The 16,162-nt window shown below is 74.1% G+C and carries 15 protein-coding genes; 13 read left to right on the top strand and 2 right to left on the bottom strand.

The features are described from left to right. The first annotated feature begins 15 nt into the window (after positions 1 to 15). The 4 genes from GA0074696_RS27675 (at position 16) to GA0074696_RS27660 (ending at position 4,241) form a co-directional block, all read left to right on the top strand. Entirely contained in the window at positions 16 to 1,398 is a 1,383-nt protein-coding gene (locus GA0074696_RS27675) for an FAD-binding oxidoreductase (protein ID WP_088963796.1), read from the top strand. Further along, positions 1,395 to 2,741 carry a class I SAM-dependent methyltransferase gene (locus GA0074696_RS27670; RefSeq protein WP_088963795.1) on the top strand — a complete coding sequence of 449 codons (1,347 nt, stop codon included), beginning with the start codon at positions 1,395 to 1,397 and terminating at the stop codon, positions 2,739 to 2,741. Before GA0074696_RS27675 ends, GA0074696_RS27670 begins: the two co-directional genes overlap by 4 nt. 92 nt (positions 2,742 to 2,833) lie before the next feature. Further along, complete coding sequence (locus GA0074696_RS27665; protein WP_088963794.1) at positions 2,834 to 3,394, top strand: winged helix-turn-helix domain-containing protein; 561 nt, start codon at positions 2,834 to 2,836, stop codon at positions 3,392 to 3,394. Then, the gene (locus GA0074696_RS27660; RefSeq protein ID WP_088963793.1) at positions 3,387 to 4,241 is read left to right on the top strand and encodes an SRPBCC family protein; all 855 of its coding nucleotides are present in this window, start codon (positions 3,387 to 3,389) and stop codon (positions 4,239 to 4,241) included. The genes GA0074696_RS27665 and GA0074696_RS27660 overlap by 8 nt, the downstream gene beginning before the upstream one ends. 543 nt (positions 4,242 to 4,784) lie before the next feature. Here the strand turns inward: GA0074696_RS27660 and GA0074696_RS27655 are convergent. Both GA0074696_RS27655 and GA0074696_RS27650 read right to left on the bottom strand, forming a co-directional pair. Next, entirely contained in the window at positions 4,785 to 5,990 is a 1,206-nt protein-coding gene (locus tag GA0074696_RS27655; protein ID WP_088963792.1) for an RNA polymerase sigma factor, read from the bottom strand. Between the two features lie 5 nt (positions 5,991 to 5,995). Beyond that, positions 5,996 to 6,328 (bottom strand): YciI family protein, encoded by a 333-nt coding sequence (locus GA0074696_RS27650; RefSeq protein ID WP_088963791.1) that lies wholly within the window; start codon positions 6,326 to 6,328, stop codon positions 5,996 to 5,998. 188 nt (positions 6,329 to 6,516) lie between these two features. Here GA0074696_RS27650 and GA0074696_RS27645 point away from each other — a divergent pair, with 188 nt between their 5' ends. From GA0074696_RS27645 to GA0074696_RS27600, 9 genes are all read left to right on the top strand, one after another. Further along, the gene (locus tag GA0074696_RS27645; RefSeq protein WP_088963790.1) at positions 6,517 to 6,810 is read left to right on the top strand and encodes a hypothetical protein; all 294 of its coding nucleotides are present in this window, start codon (positions 6,517 to 6,519) and stop codon (positions 6,808 to 6,810) included. Between the two features lie 41 nt (positions 6,811 to 6,851). Further along, entirely contained in the window at positions 6,852 to 7,085 is a 234-nt protein-coding gene (locus GA0074696_RS27640; protein ID WP_088963789.1) for a zinc-ribbon domain-containing protein, read from the top strand. A 268-nt stretch (positions 7,086 to 7,353) separates the two neighbouring features. Then, the gene (locus GA0074696_RS27630; protein WP_088963787.1) at positions 7,354 to 8,757 is read left to right on the top strand and encodes an MFS transporter; all 1,404 of its coding nucleotides are present in this window, start codon (positions 7,354 to 7,356) and stop codon (positions 8,755 to 8,757) included. Beyond that, complete coding sequence (locus GA0074696_RS27625) at positions 8,754 to 9,842, top strand: hypothetical protein (protein ID WP_088963786.1); 1,089 nt, start codon at positions 8,754 to 8,756, stop codon at positions 9,840 to 9,842. The genes GA0074696_RS27630 and GA0074696_RS27625 overlap by 4 nt, the downstream gene beginning before the upstream one ends. A gap of 49 nt (positions 9,843 to 9,891) precedes the next feature. Beyond that, the gene (locus GA0074696_RS27620) at positions 9,892 to 11,409 is read left to right on the top strand and encodes a hypothetical protein (RefSeq protein ID WP_088963785.1); all 1,518 of its coding nucleotides are present in this window, start codon (positions 9,892 to 9,894) and stop codon (positions 11,407 to 11,409) included. Between the two features lie 303 nt (positions 11,410 to 11,712). Then, the gene (locus tag GA0074696_RS27615; RefSeq protein WP_172894480.1) at positions 11,713 to 13,992 is read left to right on the top strand and encodes a putative bifunctional diguanylate cyclase/phosphodiesterase; all 2,280 of its coding nucleotides are present in this window, start codon (positions 11,713 to 11,715) and stop codon (positions 13,990 to 13,992) included. Positions 13,993 to 14,139: 147 nt separating this feature from the next. After that, positions 14,140 to 14,778 carry a hypothetical protein gene (locus GA0074696_RS27610; protein ID WP_088963784.1) on the top strand — a complete coding sequence of 213 codons (639 nt, stop codon included), beginning with the start codon at positions 14,140 to 14,142 and terminating at the stop codon, positions 14,776 to 14,778. Between the two features lie 162 nt (positions 14,779 to 14,940). Continuing rightward, on the top strand, positions 14,941 to 15,699 hold the full coding sequence (locus tag GA0074696_RS27605) for a MerR family transcriptional regulator (RefSeq protein WP_088963783.1): 759 nt from the start codon (positions 14,941 to 14,943) through the stop codon (positions 15,697 to 15,699). Positions 15,700 to 15,784: 85 nt separating this feature from the next. Continuing rightward, complete coding sequence (locus tag GA0074696_RS27600; RefSeq protein WP_088963782.1) at positions 15,785 to 16,069, top strand: putative quinol monooxygenase; 285 nt, start codon at positions 15,785 to 15,787, stop codon at positions 16,067 to 16,069. Positions 16,070 to 16,162: the final 93 nt, after the last annotated feature.

Raw genomic sequence — 16,162 nt, 5'->3', positions numbered from 1 at the left:
GCGTAAGGTGATCTCATGCGCGCGCTGCGTGATCATGAGCTGGCGGTGGACACGTTGCGGCGGTCGTACGCCGCGGTGCCCCTCGGGGAACCCGTCCGCCTCGCCAAACGCACCTCGAATCTGTTCCGCCCCCGGGCGGCCACCAGTTCACCGGGCCTGGACGTGTCCGGGCTGGACGGCGTGCTGTCGGTCGACCCCCGGGCCGGTACCGCCGACGTGCAGGGCATGTGCACGTACGAGGATCTGGTCGACGCCACCCTCCCGCACGGACTGATGCCGCTGGTCGTGCCGCAGTTGCGCACGATCACCCTGGGCGGCGCGGTCACCGGCCTGGGCATCGAGTCCACCTCGTTCCGCAACGGCCTGCCGCACGAGTCGGTGACCGAGATGGACGTGCTCACCGGCGCGGGCGAGATCCTCACCGCCCGCCCGGAGGGCGAGCACGCCGACCTCTTCGCCGCCTTCCCCAACTCGTTGGGCAGCCTCGGCTACGCCACCCGGCTGCGCATCGAGCTCCAGCCCGTACGCCACGCCGTGGCGCTGCGCAACGTGCGCTTCAGCCGGCTCGAGGAGCTGACCGAGGCGATCGCCGACGTGGTCGTCAAGGGCGAGTGGGAGGGGCAGCCCGTCGACGCGATGGACGGGGTGATGTTCAGCCCCGGCGAGGCGTACCTGACCCTGGGCACCTTCACCGACGACGCGCCGCAGCTCAGCGACTACACCGGCCAGGAGATCTACTACCGGTCGCTGCGCCGGCGCACCCGCGACGCGCTGACCTCCCACGACTACCTCTGGCGCTGGGACACCGACTGGTTCTGGTGCTCGGCGGCGTTCGGGGTGCAGCACCCGGTGGTCCGCCGGCTCTGGCCGGCCCGGTGGCGGCGCAGCGACTTCTACCACCGGCTCGTCCGGCTGGAACACCGGCACCAGGTCGCCGCGCGAATCGACCGCTGGCGCGGGCGCCCGGCCCGCGAGCGGGTGGTGCAGGACGTCGAGATCCCGCTGGCGGCCACCGCCGACTTCCTCCGCTGGTTCGCCGCCAACGTGGGCATGAACCCGGTCTGGCTCTGCCCGCTGCGGTTGCGCGAGCCGACCGGGCCGGGCTCGGCACGGTCCTGGCCGCTGTATCCGCTCCGGCCGGGGCAGACCTACGTCAACATCGGTTTCTGGGGAAGTGTGCCGATCGCCGACGGTGCGGCCGACGGCGACGTGAACCGCTCGATCGAGCGGGCGGTGTCCGACATGGGTGGTCACAAGTCCCTCTACTCGGACGCGTACTACGACCGGGCGGCCTTCGACCGGCTCTACGGCGGGGAGACCTGGCGCGCCGTGAAGGACCGCTACGACCCGGATCACCGGCTCACCGGACTCTACGAGAAGGCGGTTGCACGAAGATGAGCCTGACCGACCGAGAACAGGGGGCGAGCAGTTCCCCCGCCACACCACCGCCGGCCGGGGGCCGGCGCGGCGGCCCCACCGTCGCCGACGTCGTCCGGGCGCTGACCACCGGTGAGCTGCCGGTGCGGGTCACCGGGTACGACGGCAGCGCGATCGGCCCGGCCGACAGCGGGATCACCCTGTCCATCTGCTCCGAGCGTGGTCTGACGTACCTGCTCACCGCCCCCGGTGACCTGGGCATGGCGCGGGCGTACGTCAGCGGCGACCTCCAGTTGCACGGAGTGCACCCCGGCGACCCGTACGAGGCGTTGCGGGTGCTCAAGGACGAGCTGCGGGTGCGTACCCCGTCGCTGGCCGAGGGGCTGGCGCTGGTGCGCGGGCTGGGCTGGGAGCGGCTGCTGCCCCCGCCGCCCCCGCCGCAGGAGGCGCAGCCGCGCTGGCGGCGGGTGATGAACGGGCTGCGCCACTCCCGCCTGCGGGACAGCACTGCCATCTCACACCACTACGACGTCTCGAACGCCTTCTACGAGAAGGTGCTCGGTCCGTCCATGACGTACACCTGCGCGGTGTTCCACAGCCCGGGCGACACGCTGGAGCAGGCCCAGGCGGCCAAGTACGACCTGGTCGCCGGCAAGCTGGCGCTCAAGCCGGGGATGCGGCTGCTCGACGTGGGCTGCGGCTGGGGCGGCATGGTCCGGCACGCCGCCCGGGAGTACGGCGTGAAGGCGCTCGGCGTCACGCTGTCCCGGGAGCAGGCGCGGTGGGCGCAGGCGGCGATCGAGCGGGAGGGGCTGACCGAGCTGGCCGAGGTGCGCCACCTGGACTACCGGGACGCCCCGCGGCAGCAGTTCGACGTGGTCTCCTCGATCGGGCTGACCGAGCACATCGGGGTGCGCAACTACCCGGCGTACTTCGGGGCGCTGCGCGACCGGCTGCGGCCGGACGGCCGGCTGCTCAACCACTGCATCACCCGGGCCGACAACCGGGCCCCGCACCGCTCCGGCGCCTTCATCGACCGGTACGTCTTCCCGGACGGCGAACTGGCCGGGCCGGGCCGGCTGATCAGTGAGATCCACGACGTGGGGCTGGAGGTGCACCACGAGGAGAACCTGCGGCAGCACTACGCGCTGACGCTGGCCGCCTGGTGCCGCAACCTCGTCGAGAACTGGGACTTCTGCGTCTCGGAGGTGGGGCAGGGCACGGCACGGGTGTGGGGCCTCTACATGGCCGGGTCCCGGCTGGCCTTCGAGACCAACGGGATCCAGCTGCACCAGGTGCTGGCCACCCGCAACGGGCCGGCCGGGGAGACGTCGTACCCGCTGCGCCCCGACTGGACGCCCTGACCACCAAACCGAGAAGAGCCGCGCCGGAGTCGGCGCGGCTTCTCTCGACTCTATTGACAAAGAGAGTTTTTACGTACAAGCTCATTTGTGCGATGAGAGACGTCATGTACCTGGAGCAGATCGAGCAGGCCGAGGTCCTGCTCAAGCCGCAGCGCGTCGAGGTGCTGCGGCAGTTGGCCGAGCCCCGCACCTGCACCGAGGTCGCCACCCGGCTGGAGCAGACGCCGCAGCGCGTCTACTACCACGTCAAGCAGTTGGTGGCGGCCGGGCTGGTCGAGCAGGTGTCCAGCCGGAAGGTGCGCGGCATCAGCGAGGGCATCTACCAGGCCGCCGCCCGGTCGTACTGGCTCTCGCCCCGCCTGGTGGGGCGGGTCGGCGGGGTGCGCCGGGCCCGGGACGAGCTCAGCCTGGGCTACCTGCTCGACCTGATGGAGGAGGTCCAGGCGGACGTCGCCGCCCTCGACCGCTCCGCGCCGGAGCTGCCCTCCATCGGGGTGTCCGGCGAGATCCGGGTGCCGGCCGAGCGCCGGCAGGAGTTCCTGCACGACCTGCAGTCCACGCTGCGGGACCTGTTCACCCGCTACGGCGGCGCCGAGGGAGACGCCTTCAAGCTCGCCGTGGCCTGTTACCCCAAGGGGGACGACCGTGAGTGAATTGTTGACGCTGGGTGCCCGCCTCGCCGCGCCGGTCGAGGCCGTCCGGCGCGCCCTGACCGACCCGGCCGAGCTGCGCGTCTGGTTCGCCGAGCACGCCGAGGTGGAGCTGCCCCGACGGTACGAGTTCTGGGGCCGCTTCACGCCGGAGGGCGACGCGCCGCACCAGCGCCTGCTGCACGCCGACGAGGACACGCTGCGCTTCGCCTGGCTCCTCGACGGAGTGGAGACCACCAGCGAGATATCCCTGACGCCCGAGGGCCCGGGCAGCACCCTGTTGACCCTCACCCAGAGCCACTTCAACTTCGCCGAGGCGCTGGCCGGCGGCACCATCCGGGGAGTGCTCCAGACCTGGTGGAGCCTGTCGATCGCCAACCTCGCCGGGCACCTGGAGGGGCGACCGCTGCTGCCGAAGACCGACTTCACCTCCGCCGACCTGCGCGGCGAGCTGCTGATCGGCGCGCCGGTCGACCGGGTCTGGCAGTCGCTGACCGACTCCGCCCAGGCCAGCGCCTGGTTCGGGTACCCGATCGGCATCGAGCCCTGGGTCGGCGGCCGGTACGCGATGGGCGGCTTCGAGACCGGGTACGCGGCCAAGGTGGTCGACCTGGAGCCCGACCACCGGATGTCCATCGACTGGGGACCGACCGGCATCAGCACCTGGGAGCTGGCCGAGTCCGACGGAAAGACCAAGCTGACCTTCGTGCAGAGCGGCTTCGACGAGGGCAACCCGCCGTACGCGGCCTGGAGCGGGTCGGTGGCCGGCCTGTCCGAGCTGCGCCGCTACCACGAGATGGCCGACTGGCAGCCGATCTGGGTGATGGCGGAGCTGCCCACCGGCGCCTGACTATCCCGCCCTCTCCACCGGCGCGGGCCGCACCCTTGGTGGTGCGGCCCGCGCCGTCCGTGCAGCCTGAGCCGGGTCCGGCGTGCCCCTTGGCGCGTCGACCGGCGGTGGTCTGGCGGGGTGCCGCTCCGGGCGCTCGTGCTTGTGCGGGGGTGCCCGCCCGAGCGCCTCAGGCGGGACGGGTGATCGGGTGTGGCCGGCGGCAAGGGCGCTGTTGGTGCCCTTTCGAGCTGATGACGCAAACGATTCATCCGGCACCGGCACCAGCACCGGCACCGGGCGGCCCGCGGTGTGGTCGCCTCGCTAGCCCCGATTCGTTTACGACATCAGCTCGAAAGGGCTCGCTGACACGATGTGACGGTGGCGGCGGCCTGGTGACGTCTGCTCCTGCGTTGGGCCAACAGGTGTGCCTGGGCGGCTGCTGGTCGATCACCGACGGCCTCGCGGCCGGCAGGCACCTTCGCGCTGGTCGGACCGCCGGCCATCCCGCCGGTGCCCACCGGCCCCGAGCCCGGTGGGTGCCGACGGGACAGGGCCGCGCCGTCAGCGGTCCAGCTCGCCCGCTCGGCGCAGCAGCGCCCGGCGTTCCGGATCGGAGCCGACCAGCTCGGCGGCGGCGCGGAACAGCGCGGCGGCGCGTACCGGGTCGCCGTGGCGGGCGGTCAGCTCGGCCTGCGCGGCGAGCGCCGGCGGGTAGCCGTCGAGCTCGCCGCCCGCGCGGGCCTCGGCGACCAGGGCCAGCCCTGCCGCTGGACCGTGGGCGTAGCCGTGCGCCACCGCCCGGTTCAGCCGGATCACCGGGGTGGGCCGGATCCGGGCGAGTTCGTCGTAGCAGTCGGCGATGGCGGCCCAGTCGGTGTCGGCGGCGGTCGGGGCGGTGGCGTGCGCGGCGGCGATCCTGGCCTGGAGCGCGTACGGGCCGTGGCCGGCGCGGTCCAGGGCGGCCAGACCCTCGACGATGGCGGCGTGGTCCCAGCGGGAACGGTCCTGCTCATCGAGGGTGAGCAGGTCACCGGCGGCGTCGCGGCGGGCGGCGCGGCGCGAGTTCTGGAACAGGAACAGGGCCCGCAGCCCGGCGACCTCCGGCTGGTCGGGCATCAGCCGGTCGAGCAGCCGGGCCAACCGGATCGCCTCGTCGGCGAAGGCGGGCTCGCCGTCGGCGTCGTACCCCCGGGTGAAGAGCAGGTAGAGCACGGCCAGCACGCCCGGCAGCCGCTCGACCAGCGCGGGCCCGGTCGGCACCCGGTAGGGGATGCCGGCCGTGGCGATCCTGGTCTTCGCCCGGGTGATCCGTCGGGTCATGGTGGACTCGGTCACCAGGAAGGCGCGGGCGATGTCCGCGGTGGGCACCCCGGCCACCGTGCGCAGGGTCAGGGCGACCCGTGCCTCCAGGGCCAGGGCCGGGTGGCAGCAGGTGAAGATCAGTCGCAGCCGGTCGTCCACCACGTCCCCCTCCGTCCCGGTCTGCGGTTCGAAATCGGTCAGCAGGGCCAGGTCCCGCAGCCTGCGCCGCTCCACCTCGGCGCGGCGCAGCACGTCCACGGCCCGGTTCCGGGCGGCCGTCATCAGCCAGCCGCCCGGATTGCCGGGCACGCCGTCGCGGGGCCACCGCTGAAGCGCCGAGGCCAGCGCCTCCTGGGCGCAGTCCTCGGCGAGCGTCCAGTCGCCGGTGACCCGGATCAGCGCGGCGACGATCCGCGGGTACGCCTCGGCACCCGCGTCCGCCACCGCGTCGGCCGCGTCGACCACCCGCGTCAGTCCAGGTCGGCGAAGGGGCGCAGCTCGATCCGCCCGCCGTACGCCATCGGGTGGGCCCGGGCGACCTCCACCGCCTCGTCCAGGTCGGCGCACTCCAGGATGTCGAACCCGACGATGACCTCCTTGGTCTCGGCGAACGGGCCGTCGCTGAGCAGCAGCTCGCCGCCGCGTACCCGGACCGTGGTCGCCCCCGAGGGCGGGGCGAGCACGCTGCCCTCCAGGCGCTGGCCGCGGGCGTCCCGCTCGGCCACCCACCGCTCGATGTCGGGCGCGGCGTCCGGGTCGGTGTCCGGCTCGGTGTCGGTGCAGACGAACATCATGAACTTCATCGGTCGGGCTCCTCGGTGTCGTGGTTTCTCACCAGGGTGACGAACGCCGGACCCGGATCCGGACACCGCCGAGCGGAAATTCTTCGCCGATGCGCCGGTACGGCGGGTCCACCGGGTCGGGGCCGGACACGGGTGGATCATCTCATCGGCACCGCTCACCGGCGACGGAGTTACCGAGGAGGACCGCGATGCCCCGCGACGACTGGAAGGGTCTCGTCAACCAGATCCTCTACGGGCTGATCTTCACCGCTGAGCTGGACGACGCAGCCGCCGCCCGGATGGCCGAGGCGATGGTCGAGCGCCGGTCGTTCGGCGCCGGTCCGCGCGTCTACGCCGCGGCGATCGCCCGGGCCCGGCGGCATCGCGGCCCGCTGACCGACGAGCTGCCCACCCCGCATGACGAGGAGCCGTTCCGGGAATTCCTGGAGCTGCTCGCCGTCCAGCTCGACGCGCGTCGGCCGTGGCGACGAACCACTTCCTGAAAACGGGTGTGTGAGCGCCCTCCCGTGGGTACAGGCCGGCGATGTTCTTCATCTTCGGACTGCGCACGTCCGTCAACCGGTCCGGCGTGGTCACCGCGGTCTGCCGCAACTGCGGCAACCGGGCCGCGCAGGTGATCACCCGCCGGTCGACGAAGTTCACCCTCTTCTTCATTCCGCTGTTCCCGGTCCGCACCCGCTACGTGCAGCAGTGCTCGTTCTGCGGGGCCGAGTACGGCATCTCCAAGGACGAGGCCCGCAGCCTCCCGGTCGGCTGACCCGACAATGGCCCGCTTCCTCTGCTGGCTGATCGGCCGGCAACCGGTCGTGCCGGCCCCCGCGCCGGTGCACACCGTCTCCCGTCCGCCCTGCACCCCGGGCCGTCGGCGGCACCGCCGCCGCAGCCGGCCGCTGGCCGGGGCCCGCTCGCCCCGGTCACCCTGGAACCGGTCCGCCGAGCGCTGACCATGTGATCTTCCGCCCGTACCGGATGCCTGCCCACCTCCGCGTTCTAGGCTGGGGCCGCCGTCCGAACGGGGAGAATCTTTGCGTAACCACCCGGCCGTCGTGCTGGTCGCCGTCCTGCTGTCCACCCTCTCGCTGCCGGTCTCGCTGACCGGCGCGTCGGTCGCGCTGCCGGACATCGGGCGGGACCTCGACGCCGGGCTGGCCGGCGTGCAGTGGGTGGTGAACGGCTACAACGCCACCTTCGCCAGCTTCATGCTGGCCACCGGGGCGCTGGCGGACCTGCTCGGCCGGCGCCGGGTCTTCGCCACCGGCGTCGCGATCTTCGCCGGCTCCGGGCTGCTCGCCTCGGTCGCCGGGAACATCGTGCTGCTCGACCTGCTGCGCGCGCTGGCCGGCGTCGGCGCGGCCGCCGCCGCGACCAGTGCCTCCGCCCTGCTGGCCCACGCCTTCCCGGGCCGGGCCCGCGCTCGGGTGTTCAGCATCTTCGGCACGACCATCGGCGTCGGCCTCGCCTTCGGGCCCTCCATCGCCGGCCTGCTGATCTCCGCGTTCGGCTGGCGGGCGGTCTTCGCCGCGCCGGCGCTGGCCGCCGTGGCGGTGCTGGCGCTCACCCCGCTGCTGCCCGAGTCCCGCCAGCCGCACGCCGGGCGGATCGACTGGCCCGGAACGGTCACCTTCACCGCCGCGCTGCTGCTGCTCATCTTCGGTTTCGTGCAGGGCCCCGAGCTGGGCTGGTCGGCCCCGGTGATCGTGGCGGCCTTCGCTGCGGCGGTGGCCCTGCTGGTGGCCTTCGTCCGGGTGGAACGCCGGCGGCCCGAGCCGATGTTCGACCTGGCCCTGCTGGCGAGCCCCCGCTTCCTCGGCATCTGCCTGGCGGCGGCCACCATCGTCGCGGTGCTGGTGCCACTGCTGGTCTACCTGCCCTCGTACCTGACCACGGTGGTCGGGATGAGCCCCGGCGCGGCCGGCGCCACGCTCATCCTGCTGACCGCGCCGACGCTGGTGCTGCCGTTGCTCAGCGGTGCGCTGACCCGGCTGGTGCCGGCCCCGGCGGTGATCGTCACCTCGGTGGCGGTGGTCGCGGTGGGCGCCGCCTGGGCCACCGTGCTCGCCCCGGACAGCGGCACGGCCGCCCTGGCCGGCCCGTTGCTGACGATCGGCGTGGGGGTGGGATTGTCGATCGGCCTGCTCGACGCCATGGCGATCGGCAGCGTCGCAGCGCACCGGGCGGCCACCGGCGCCGGGATGATCAACACGGCTCGGCTGGCCAGCGAGACGGTCGCGATCGCGGTGGTCGGCGCGGTGCTGGCCACCACCACCGCCGGCCGGCTCGCCGACCCCGGCTTCACCGGCGGCCTGCACACCGTGCTCTGGGTGATGGCCGGCGTGGCCCTGCTCGCCGCGGTGGCGACCGCCGTGCTGGTCCGCCGGGCCCGCGTACCGGCCGAACCGGCGCTGAGCGCCTATCCTGGCGGATCGTGACGAGCACCGCGCAGCGCCTGGCCGCGATCCGCGGCGACCTGCCCCCGAAGCGGCACAACGCCCGGACCATCGCCGCGCTCACCGGTAACCCGGGCTGCGCCCGTCGGGCGGTGCTGGACGGCGCCGGGGTGGACAAGCCGAGGCTGGCGGAGGCGATCGGCTTCCCGGCCCGCTTCGGGCAGTCGCGGTTCGCCATCACCCGGGGCAACGCCTTCGAGGCCCAGGTGAAGGCCGACGGCGGGGCGGAGCTGCTGCGGCTGGTCGCCGAGCGGCTCGGCGTACCGGTGCCGGAGCGGGCCGGCTGGACGGACCTGGGCGGCGCGGACGACCTGCCGGACCGGCACGAGCGGTCCCGCCGGGCGCTGACCACCCAGGGGCCGGAGGCGGCGTTGTTCGACCACCCGCTGCTCGGCCTGGACGTCGCCGGCCGGCGGGTGCACCTGGAACCCGACCTGGTCGCCGCCCGGCTCGGCGGCCGGTTCCACGTGGTGGAGATCAAGTCCTTTCCGGTGGTCGACGGGCAGGCCGACCCGGCGAAGGTGGCCGCCGCGGCCATCCAGTCCGCCGGCTACGTGCTGGCGCTGCGCGAGCTGCTCGCCGCCGAGGGCCACGCCGAGGAGCTGGTCTCGCACGATGTGGTGCTGATCTGCCCGCGGGACTTCGGCAACCGGCCGGTGGCCAGCCTGCTCGACGTCCGCAAGCAGCTGCTGGTGCTGCGCCGGCAGCTCGACCGGATGGCGAAGCTGGACGCGCTGCTCGACACCGTGCCGGCGGACTTCACCGCCGACCCGACCGCCGACCCGGCGACGCTGGTCGCGGGCCTGCGCACCGTGCCGGCCCGCTACGCGCCGGAGTGCCTGGCCAGTTGCGAGCTGGCGTACTTCTGCCGCAACGAGGCGGCCGGGCACACCGGGGCGCTGGGCCGGCCGGTCCGCGAGGCGCTGGGCGCCGCCGCCACCGTCGCCGAAGTGCTGGCGCTGGCGACCGGCGAACGCGCCCCCGAGCCCGAGCAGGAGGAGGCCGCCGCGCTGCTGCGGGCCGCCGCCCGGCTGCGCGCCGACGCCCTCGCCGGAAACCCCGCATGAGTACGCCCCGCGCCCGCCGCTCGCCGGCCGCCCCGATCCGGCGGCCCGAGTGAGTACGCTCCGGGCTCTCGCCAGGGCGCAGGCGCTGGCCGCCGGGGTGGCCCAGCCGGTCGCCACCGTCCGGCACCTGCACCTGTCCGAGCGTCCGCTGGTGGTGGTGCCGCTGGCCATGGCCGGCGAGGCGAACGCGCCACTGGCGATGCTGGTCGGCGCGGCCCCCGACGAGGCGCGGCTGCTGATCGTGCCGCAGCCCCGCAACCGCGACCAGCGCTTCCGCTTCGCCGCCGAGCTGGCCGCCACCGTGCTGCCGTACCTCGACGAGTTCCGCGACGGCACCGAGGCGGTGCCGGTCGACCGGGGTCGTGACGTCCGGCACCGGTACGTCGACGCGCCGCAGGTGCTGGTGCCGAACCCGGCCGGGATCACCTTCCTGCGGCTGCTGGGCCGCTCGACCCGGTTCCGCCGCCCGGACGGCGACTACCCGGTGCACCCGTCGGTGCCGCTGCTCGGGCGCTGGCTGACCTTCTTCGCCGAGCGGGCCGAGCACCCCGGCTCGTCGGCGCTGGTGGCGATGACCGACGCGCTGAGCCTGCACTGGGCCACCGGCCAGAGCGTGGTGGAGGACCTGCACCTGCCGGCGCTGCTCGGCTGGATCGATCCGCCGGCCGGGCTGACCGGGGCGCAGGCGGCTGCCCGGGCCGAGGACCCGGCGGTCTGTCCGCCCGCCGGCCCGGCCACCGACCCGGAGTTCGACAACCGGGTGCTCGCCCCGGCCGTCGCCGCGTACGCCGACGCGGGGGACGACCCGGTGGCGCGCGGCGCGGCGTACGCGGAGCTGGAGCGGGTGCTGCGCGACCAGCTGGCGCCCACCTGGGAGCTGATGTGGCGCGGCGTCGGGCTGCTGCGGACCCTGCCGCCCGGGGCCCGGGTGGCCGGCCGCTGGAACGGCGACAAGGACGCCTTCACCGGCCACGCCGAGCACGTCGACGCGGGCGGCGGCCCGCAGCCCCGGCGCGACGGCGCGGTGGTGGCCGCCCAGCGGCTGCACCGGCTGGAACGCGCCCTGACCACCTACGCGGTGCAGCGCGCCTACGACGACCCGCTGGTGATGGCCGAGCACCGGCTGACCGGGGAGGCGTTCGTCGGGGACGTGACGCTGGCCGACCCGAAGCGGGTCGACGACACGGGGAAGCGGCCGGTGCTGCGCCCCCGGATCCAGCTGGTCACCACCGAGCCGGTGCTGGTGCCGGTCGGCACGACGCTCTACTCGCCGGCCCGGCCGGCGCAGAAGGCCAGGGTGGTCTTCCTGACCCCGGCGGCGGACGGCAAGACCGAGGTGGTGCTGGAGCTGTCCGGCGCGATGGGCCGGGGGCTGACCGCGCCGCCTGGCAGCGTGCCGGAGGTGGGGGAGCGGCTCTGCTACACCACCCTGTCCGAGGCGTTCCTGCCCGCCGGGGCCTTCCCGACGCCGGAGGAGACCCCATGGACGCACGGCGGCCCGCCACCCACCCGCGCCGACGACACGCCCGCCGCGAGCGACGCCGACCCCGCCGAGGACTGGGCCTGAGCAGCGGCGGCCCGGGCGCCACCACCGGTTACCCGCCCGGCCCGGGTACGGCCGTCGACCACCCGCCCGGGTCGGCCCACGCCGACGGCGGCGGCTGACCACCGCGACGCCCCGCGTCCCTCCTGACCGGACAGCCCGCCGCGCCCGCCGTCGCGCCGGCCCGACCGTCCTGGACGGACGGTCCTGCCCGGTCCATCGGCCCTGGCGGGCCGCTGCCGTGCTGGCTAGGCTTCGGTGGTTCGCCGCCCGTGACCGGTCCTCACCGTCGAGGTGCGCCCAGGAGAGAGAGCCGGAGCGACCATCGTGCTGCCCGATGACGCCCGCCGAGAGGCCGTCGCGCCGCCCCGCTCGACCCGCGCCGGACGGGCCGGCGCGGTTGCCGCGGCGCTGGTCGTCTTCGCCGAGGCGGTCTGGCTGGCCGCCGCGCTGCCCGGCGCCGCCCTGGCCGGCGACCTCGGGGCGATCGCGGTGGCCGGGTGGTCGACCCTCGCCTGCGTCGGCGCGGCCCGCCGGCACCCCGCGAGGCTGCGCCGGTTCTGGACGCTGCTGGCGGTCACCATGGCCCTCGCCGCCGCCGGCCGTACGCTGTGGACCGTCGAGCGCCTCGGTGGCGAGGCACTGCCGCACACCCCGCTGATCGGGGCCGTCTTCACCGCCGGCATCCTCACCGGCACCGCGGCTCTGCTCTGCTCGCTCGCCGCCCCGCGCAGCGCGGTGGGCCGGGCCCGCACCCTGCTCGACGGGGTGATCGTGGCGCTGGCCCTGATCCCGATCGGCTGGGTGGTGGTGTTCCGGGACGTCGCCGACGCCGACCTGGCCGACCCGCTGCGCACCTTCGGCCTGCTCTATCCGATGCTAAACCTGATGCAGCTGACCATCCTGGTGGCGGTGGCCGGCCCGTCCCGCCCGATCTGGCGGCCGCTGACCCTGATCGGCGCGAGCCTGGCCACCCGGGCCGGCGCCGACGCGGTCTACGTCTCGCTCGTCGCACACGGCAGCTACGCCCCCGGGCACGTGATCGACGTCTGCTGGCCACTGAGCTACCTGCTGATCGGCGTGGCGACCACGTACCCGCCGCCGCCGGCCGGCGAGGGCGGCGACGAGGGCGTCGAGTCGCCGCTGCCGCCCTGGTGGCGGGTCGCCCTGCCGTACCTGCCGGTGGGCGGGGCGATCATCGCGGTGGTGCTCGCCCGGCACCCCACCGGCCAGACCCCGCACCTGGTCTTCATCGGCATGATGGCGCTGCTCGGCGCCCTGGCGCTGCGGCAGGGACTGGCCGCCAACGAGAACCTGCGCCTGGTGGCGCGGCTGCGCCGGCTCGCCTACGCCGACCAGCTCACCGGCCTGCCCAACCGGCTGATGTTCAACCGGCGGCTGCGCCGGGCGCTGCGCGACGGGCCGCCGGTCGCCGTCCTGCTGCTGGACCTGGACGGGTTCAAGCAGGTCAACGACCGGTTCGGGCACGCCACCGGGGACACCCTGCTGACCAGCATCGCCGACCGGATGCGGGATGCGGTCGGCGACGACGGCACCATCGCGCGGCTCGGCGGGGACGAGTTCGCCGTGCTGGTCGACGGGGACGGCCCGGTCGCGCCGGAACGGCTCGCCGAGCGGCTGCTCGCCGCCCTGCAACCCGCCGCGGGCGAGGAGGACATGGGCGTCCACCCGTCGGCCAGCATCGGCATCGCCGAGTACGGCCCGCAGCACGCCTCCCACACCGACCTGCTGCGCGACGCCGACATCGCGATGTACGCGGCCAAGGCCGCCGGGAAGTCGGCGTACCGGACCTGTACGCCGGGGCTGCGCGAGTCGGCGGTGACCCGGGCGGAGCTGATCGCCGACCTGCGCCGGGCGGTCGACGAGCAGCAGCTGCAACTCGACTATCAACCGATCGTCGACCTGGCCACCGGGGCGGTCCGCAGCGCGGAGGCGCTGGTCCGTTGGCGGCATCCCCGGTTGGGGCTGCTCGGGCCGGCCGCGTTCCTGCCGCTGGCCGAGGAGACCGGCCTGATCGTGCCGATCGACCGCTGGGTGATCCACGAGGCCTGCCGGGCCGCCGCGACCTGGCGGGAACGGGCGCCGGAGGCCACCGTGGCGGTGAACATCGCCGCTGACCACCTGCGCCGGCCAGACCTGATCGCCACCGTCACTGCGGCCACCGCCAGCGCCGGGCTGGCCCCCCGCGCGCTGACCCTGGAGCTGACCGAGTCGGCGCTGATCGACGGCAGCGAGGCGGTGCTGGAGCGGCTCGGCCAGCTGCGCGAGCTGGGCATCCGGATCGCCATCGACGACTTCGGCACCGGCTACTCGTCGCTGAGCTACCTGCATCGCATCCCGGCCACCGAGCTGAAGATCGACCGGTCGTTCGTCTCCCGGCTCGACACCGACACCCGGGCGTACGCGACCGTGGAGATGGTGACCCGGCTGGCCGGCGCGTTCGACCTGGCGGTGGTGGCCGAGGGGGTGGAGACCGAGGGGCAGCACGCGGCGGTCATCGCGATCGGCTGCGTGCACGGGCAGGGCTACCGCTACGGCCGGCCCGGCCAGCTGGCCGACCTGCACCCGGTATCCGCCCCGGTCTGACCGGCCGGCCCGGCCGGACGGCCCCCGCCGGTGGGAGTCGAAGGTCCCGGAAGGGACAGGGGGTTCGGCCCTGACCGAGACCGCCCGAGCCGCCGCAGGATAAGAGCCGACACCAACGACGCCCCCACCCCCACCGGGAGATACGACATGAAGCGACGCACCCTGGACCTGCTGTTCAGCATCGGCGGACTGGGCCTCACCGTCCTGCTGCTCGTCGCCGGCATCGTCCTCACCTCGAACGCGAACTTCGCCAACGACTACGTACGCGACCAGCTCGGCGCGCAGCACATCACCTTCAAGCCGGCCGACAAGCTGACGGACGAGGAGAAGAAGGTGGACTGCCTGGTCGAGTACGCCGGCCAGAAGATGACCACCGGCAAACAGGCCGAGTGCTACGCCAACGAATTCATCGGGCTGCACCTGAAGTCCATGGCGGGTGGGAAGACCTACGCCGACCTCGGCGCGCCGGAGAGCGAGCTGCGGGCCAAGGTCCAGCAGGCCACGACGACCAACGACCCGGCCCTGGCCGACCTGCAGAAGCAGCTCGCCGAGGTCAGCGGCCAGCGGGACACCGTGTTCAAGGGCGAGACGCTGCGCGGCCTGCTGCTCACCTCGTACGGCTTCAGCGAGTTCGGCCGCAAGGCCGGGCAGGCGGCCCTCGTGACGTTCATCGGGGCGGGGCTGCTCCTGCTGCTGTCGATCGCCGGCCTGGTGCACGCCTTCCGCACCCCGGCCACCGAGGCCTTCGCCGCCCCGGAGCGGGCGAAGGACCGAGCCACCGCCTGACCGATCCGGACGCCCCCGGCCTCTCCACCCCCTCGGAGGCCGGGGGCGTTCGCGTGTGCCGCCGCGCCGATCCCCGGCGAGGGTGTGACGCGACGCGCAGAATCGGGCTTGACCCTCACGCAACGGCAGGCGGGAGCCTTGGTCGCGGAAGGGAGGGAAACCATGGCGTACACGGTGGGTCAGGTGGCTAAGGCGGCCCGGGTGACGGTCCGGACGCTGCACCACTACGACGAGATCGGGCTGCTGTCGCCCAGCGGACGCACCGCGGCGGGCTACCGCCGCTACGACGACGCGGACCTGGAGCGCCTGCAGCACATCCGGTTCTACCGGGAGCTGGGGTTCCCGCTGGAGGAGATCGCGGCGATCCTCGACGACCCGACCGCCGACCCGGCGGCGCACCTGCGCCGGCAGCACGAGCTGCTCAGCGGGCGGATCGGGAAACTCCAGGAGATGGTCACCGCGATCGAGCTCGCGATGGAGGCGAGAAGGATGAACATCAATCTGACCCCGGAGGAGCGGTTCGAGGTCTTCGGGGACTTCGACCCGGACGCGCACGCCGAGGAGGCGGAGCAGCGCTGGGGCGGCACCGACGCGTACCAGGAGTCGAACCGGCGGGTGGCCAGCTACTCGAAGGAGGACTGGCTGCGCAACAAGGCGGAGAACGAGGAGTGGGGGCGGCGGTTCGTCGAGGTGATGGCGTCCGGGGCGGCGGCGGACTCGCCGGCGGCGATGGCGCTGGCCGAGGAGCACCGGCAGCTGATCAGCCGCTGGTTCTACGACTGCTCCTACGAGATCCACACCGGGCTGGCCGACATGTACGTGGCGGACCCGCGGTTCACCGCGCACTACGAGGCGGTCGCGCCGGGGATGGCCGCGTACCTGAACGAGGCGATCCACGCCAACGCGATCACGCGCGCCTGAGCCGGTGTGGGCGGTGCGGGTCCCGCCTGACAGGCATATTGGTGCCTGTCAGGCGGACCGCCCCACCACACCACCGGAGGTCACCGTGCTCATCGTCGCCGGCAGTCTCTACGTCGACCCGGCCGGGCGGGACGCCTACCTGGCGTCCTGCGCCGAGGTCGTGCGGCAGGCGCGTTCCGCGCCCGGCTGCGTCGACTTCGCGATCAGCGCCGACCTGGTCGAGCCGGGCCGGATCAACGTCTACGAGCGCTGGGACAGCGACGACCAACTGCTCGCCTTCCGCGGTTCCGGCCCGGCGGAGGAGCAGGTGGCGGCGATCCTCGGCGCCGAGGTGCACCGCTACCGCATCTCCGGCGTCGAAGCCCCCTGACGCGCCCGCCGCCCCGCCGCCCCGCCGCCCCGCCGCCCGGTCGCCCCGCCAAGATCCGGGCACTTTCTGGGAAAGAGTGGCTGTTCCGCGCCG

This window comes from Micromonospora purpureochromogenes (assembly GCF_900091515.1).
GTDB lineage: Bacteria > Actinomycetota > Actinomycetes > Mycobacteriales > Micromonosporaceae > Micromonospora > Micromonospora purpureochromogenes.
Note: the sequence above shows the minus strand (reverse complement) of the source record. Positions and strands in the feature narration are given on the sequence as shown.

Bases quoted from the DNA above. Each gene is read 5' to 3' on its own strand.
- GA0074696_RS27675 (WP_088963796.1), top strand. From the start codon at position 16: ATGCGCGCGCTGCGTGATCATGAGCTGGCGGTGGACACGTTGCGGCGG.
- GA0074696_RS27670 (WP_088963795.1), top strand. From the start codon at position 1,395: ATGAGCCTGACCGACCGAGAACAGGGGGCGAGCAGTTCCCCCGCCACA.
- GA0074696_RS27665 (WP_088963794.1), top strand. From the start codon at position 2,834: ATGAGAGACGTCATGTACCTGGAGCAGATCGAGCAGGCCGAGGTCCTG.
- GA0074696_RS27650 (WP_088963791.1), bottom strand. From the start codon at position 6,328: ATGAAGTTCATGATGTTCGTCTGCACCGACACCGAGCCGGACACCGAC.
- GA0074696_RS27645 (WP_088963790.1), top strand. From the start codon at position 6,517: ATGCCCCGCGACGACTGGAAGGGTCTCGTCAACCAGATCCTCTACGGG.
- GA0074696_RS27640 (WP_088963789.1), top strand. From the start codon at position 6,852: ATGTTCTTCATCTTCGGACTGCGCACGTCCGTCAACCGGTCCGGCGTG.
- GA0074696_RS27610 (WP_088963784.1), top strand. From the start codon at position 14,140: ATGAAGCGACGCACCCTGGACCTGCTGTTCAGCATCGGCGGACTGGGC.
- GA0074696_RS27605 (WP_088963783.1), top strand. From the start codon at position 14,941: ATGGCGTACACGGTGGGTCAGGTGGCTAAGGCGGCCCGGGTGACGGTC.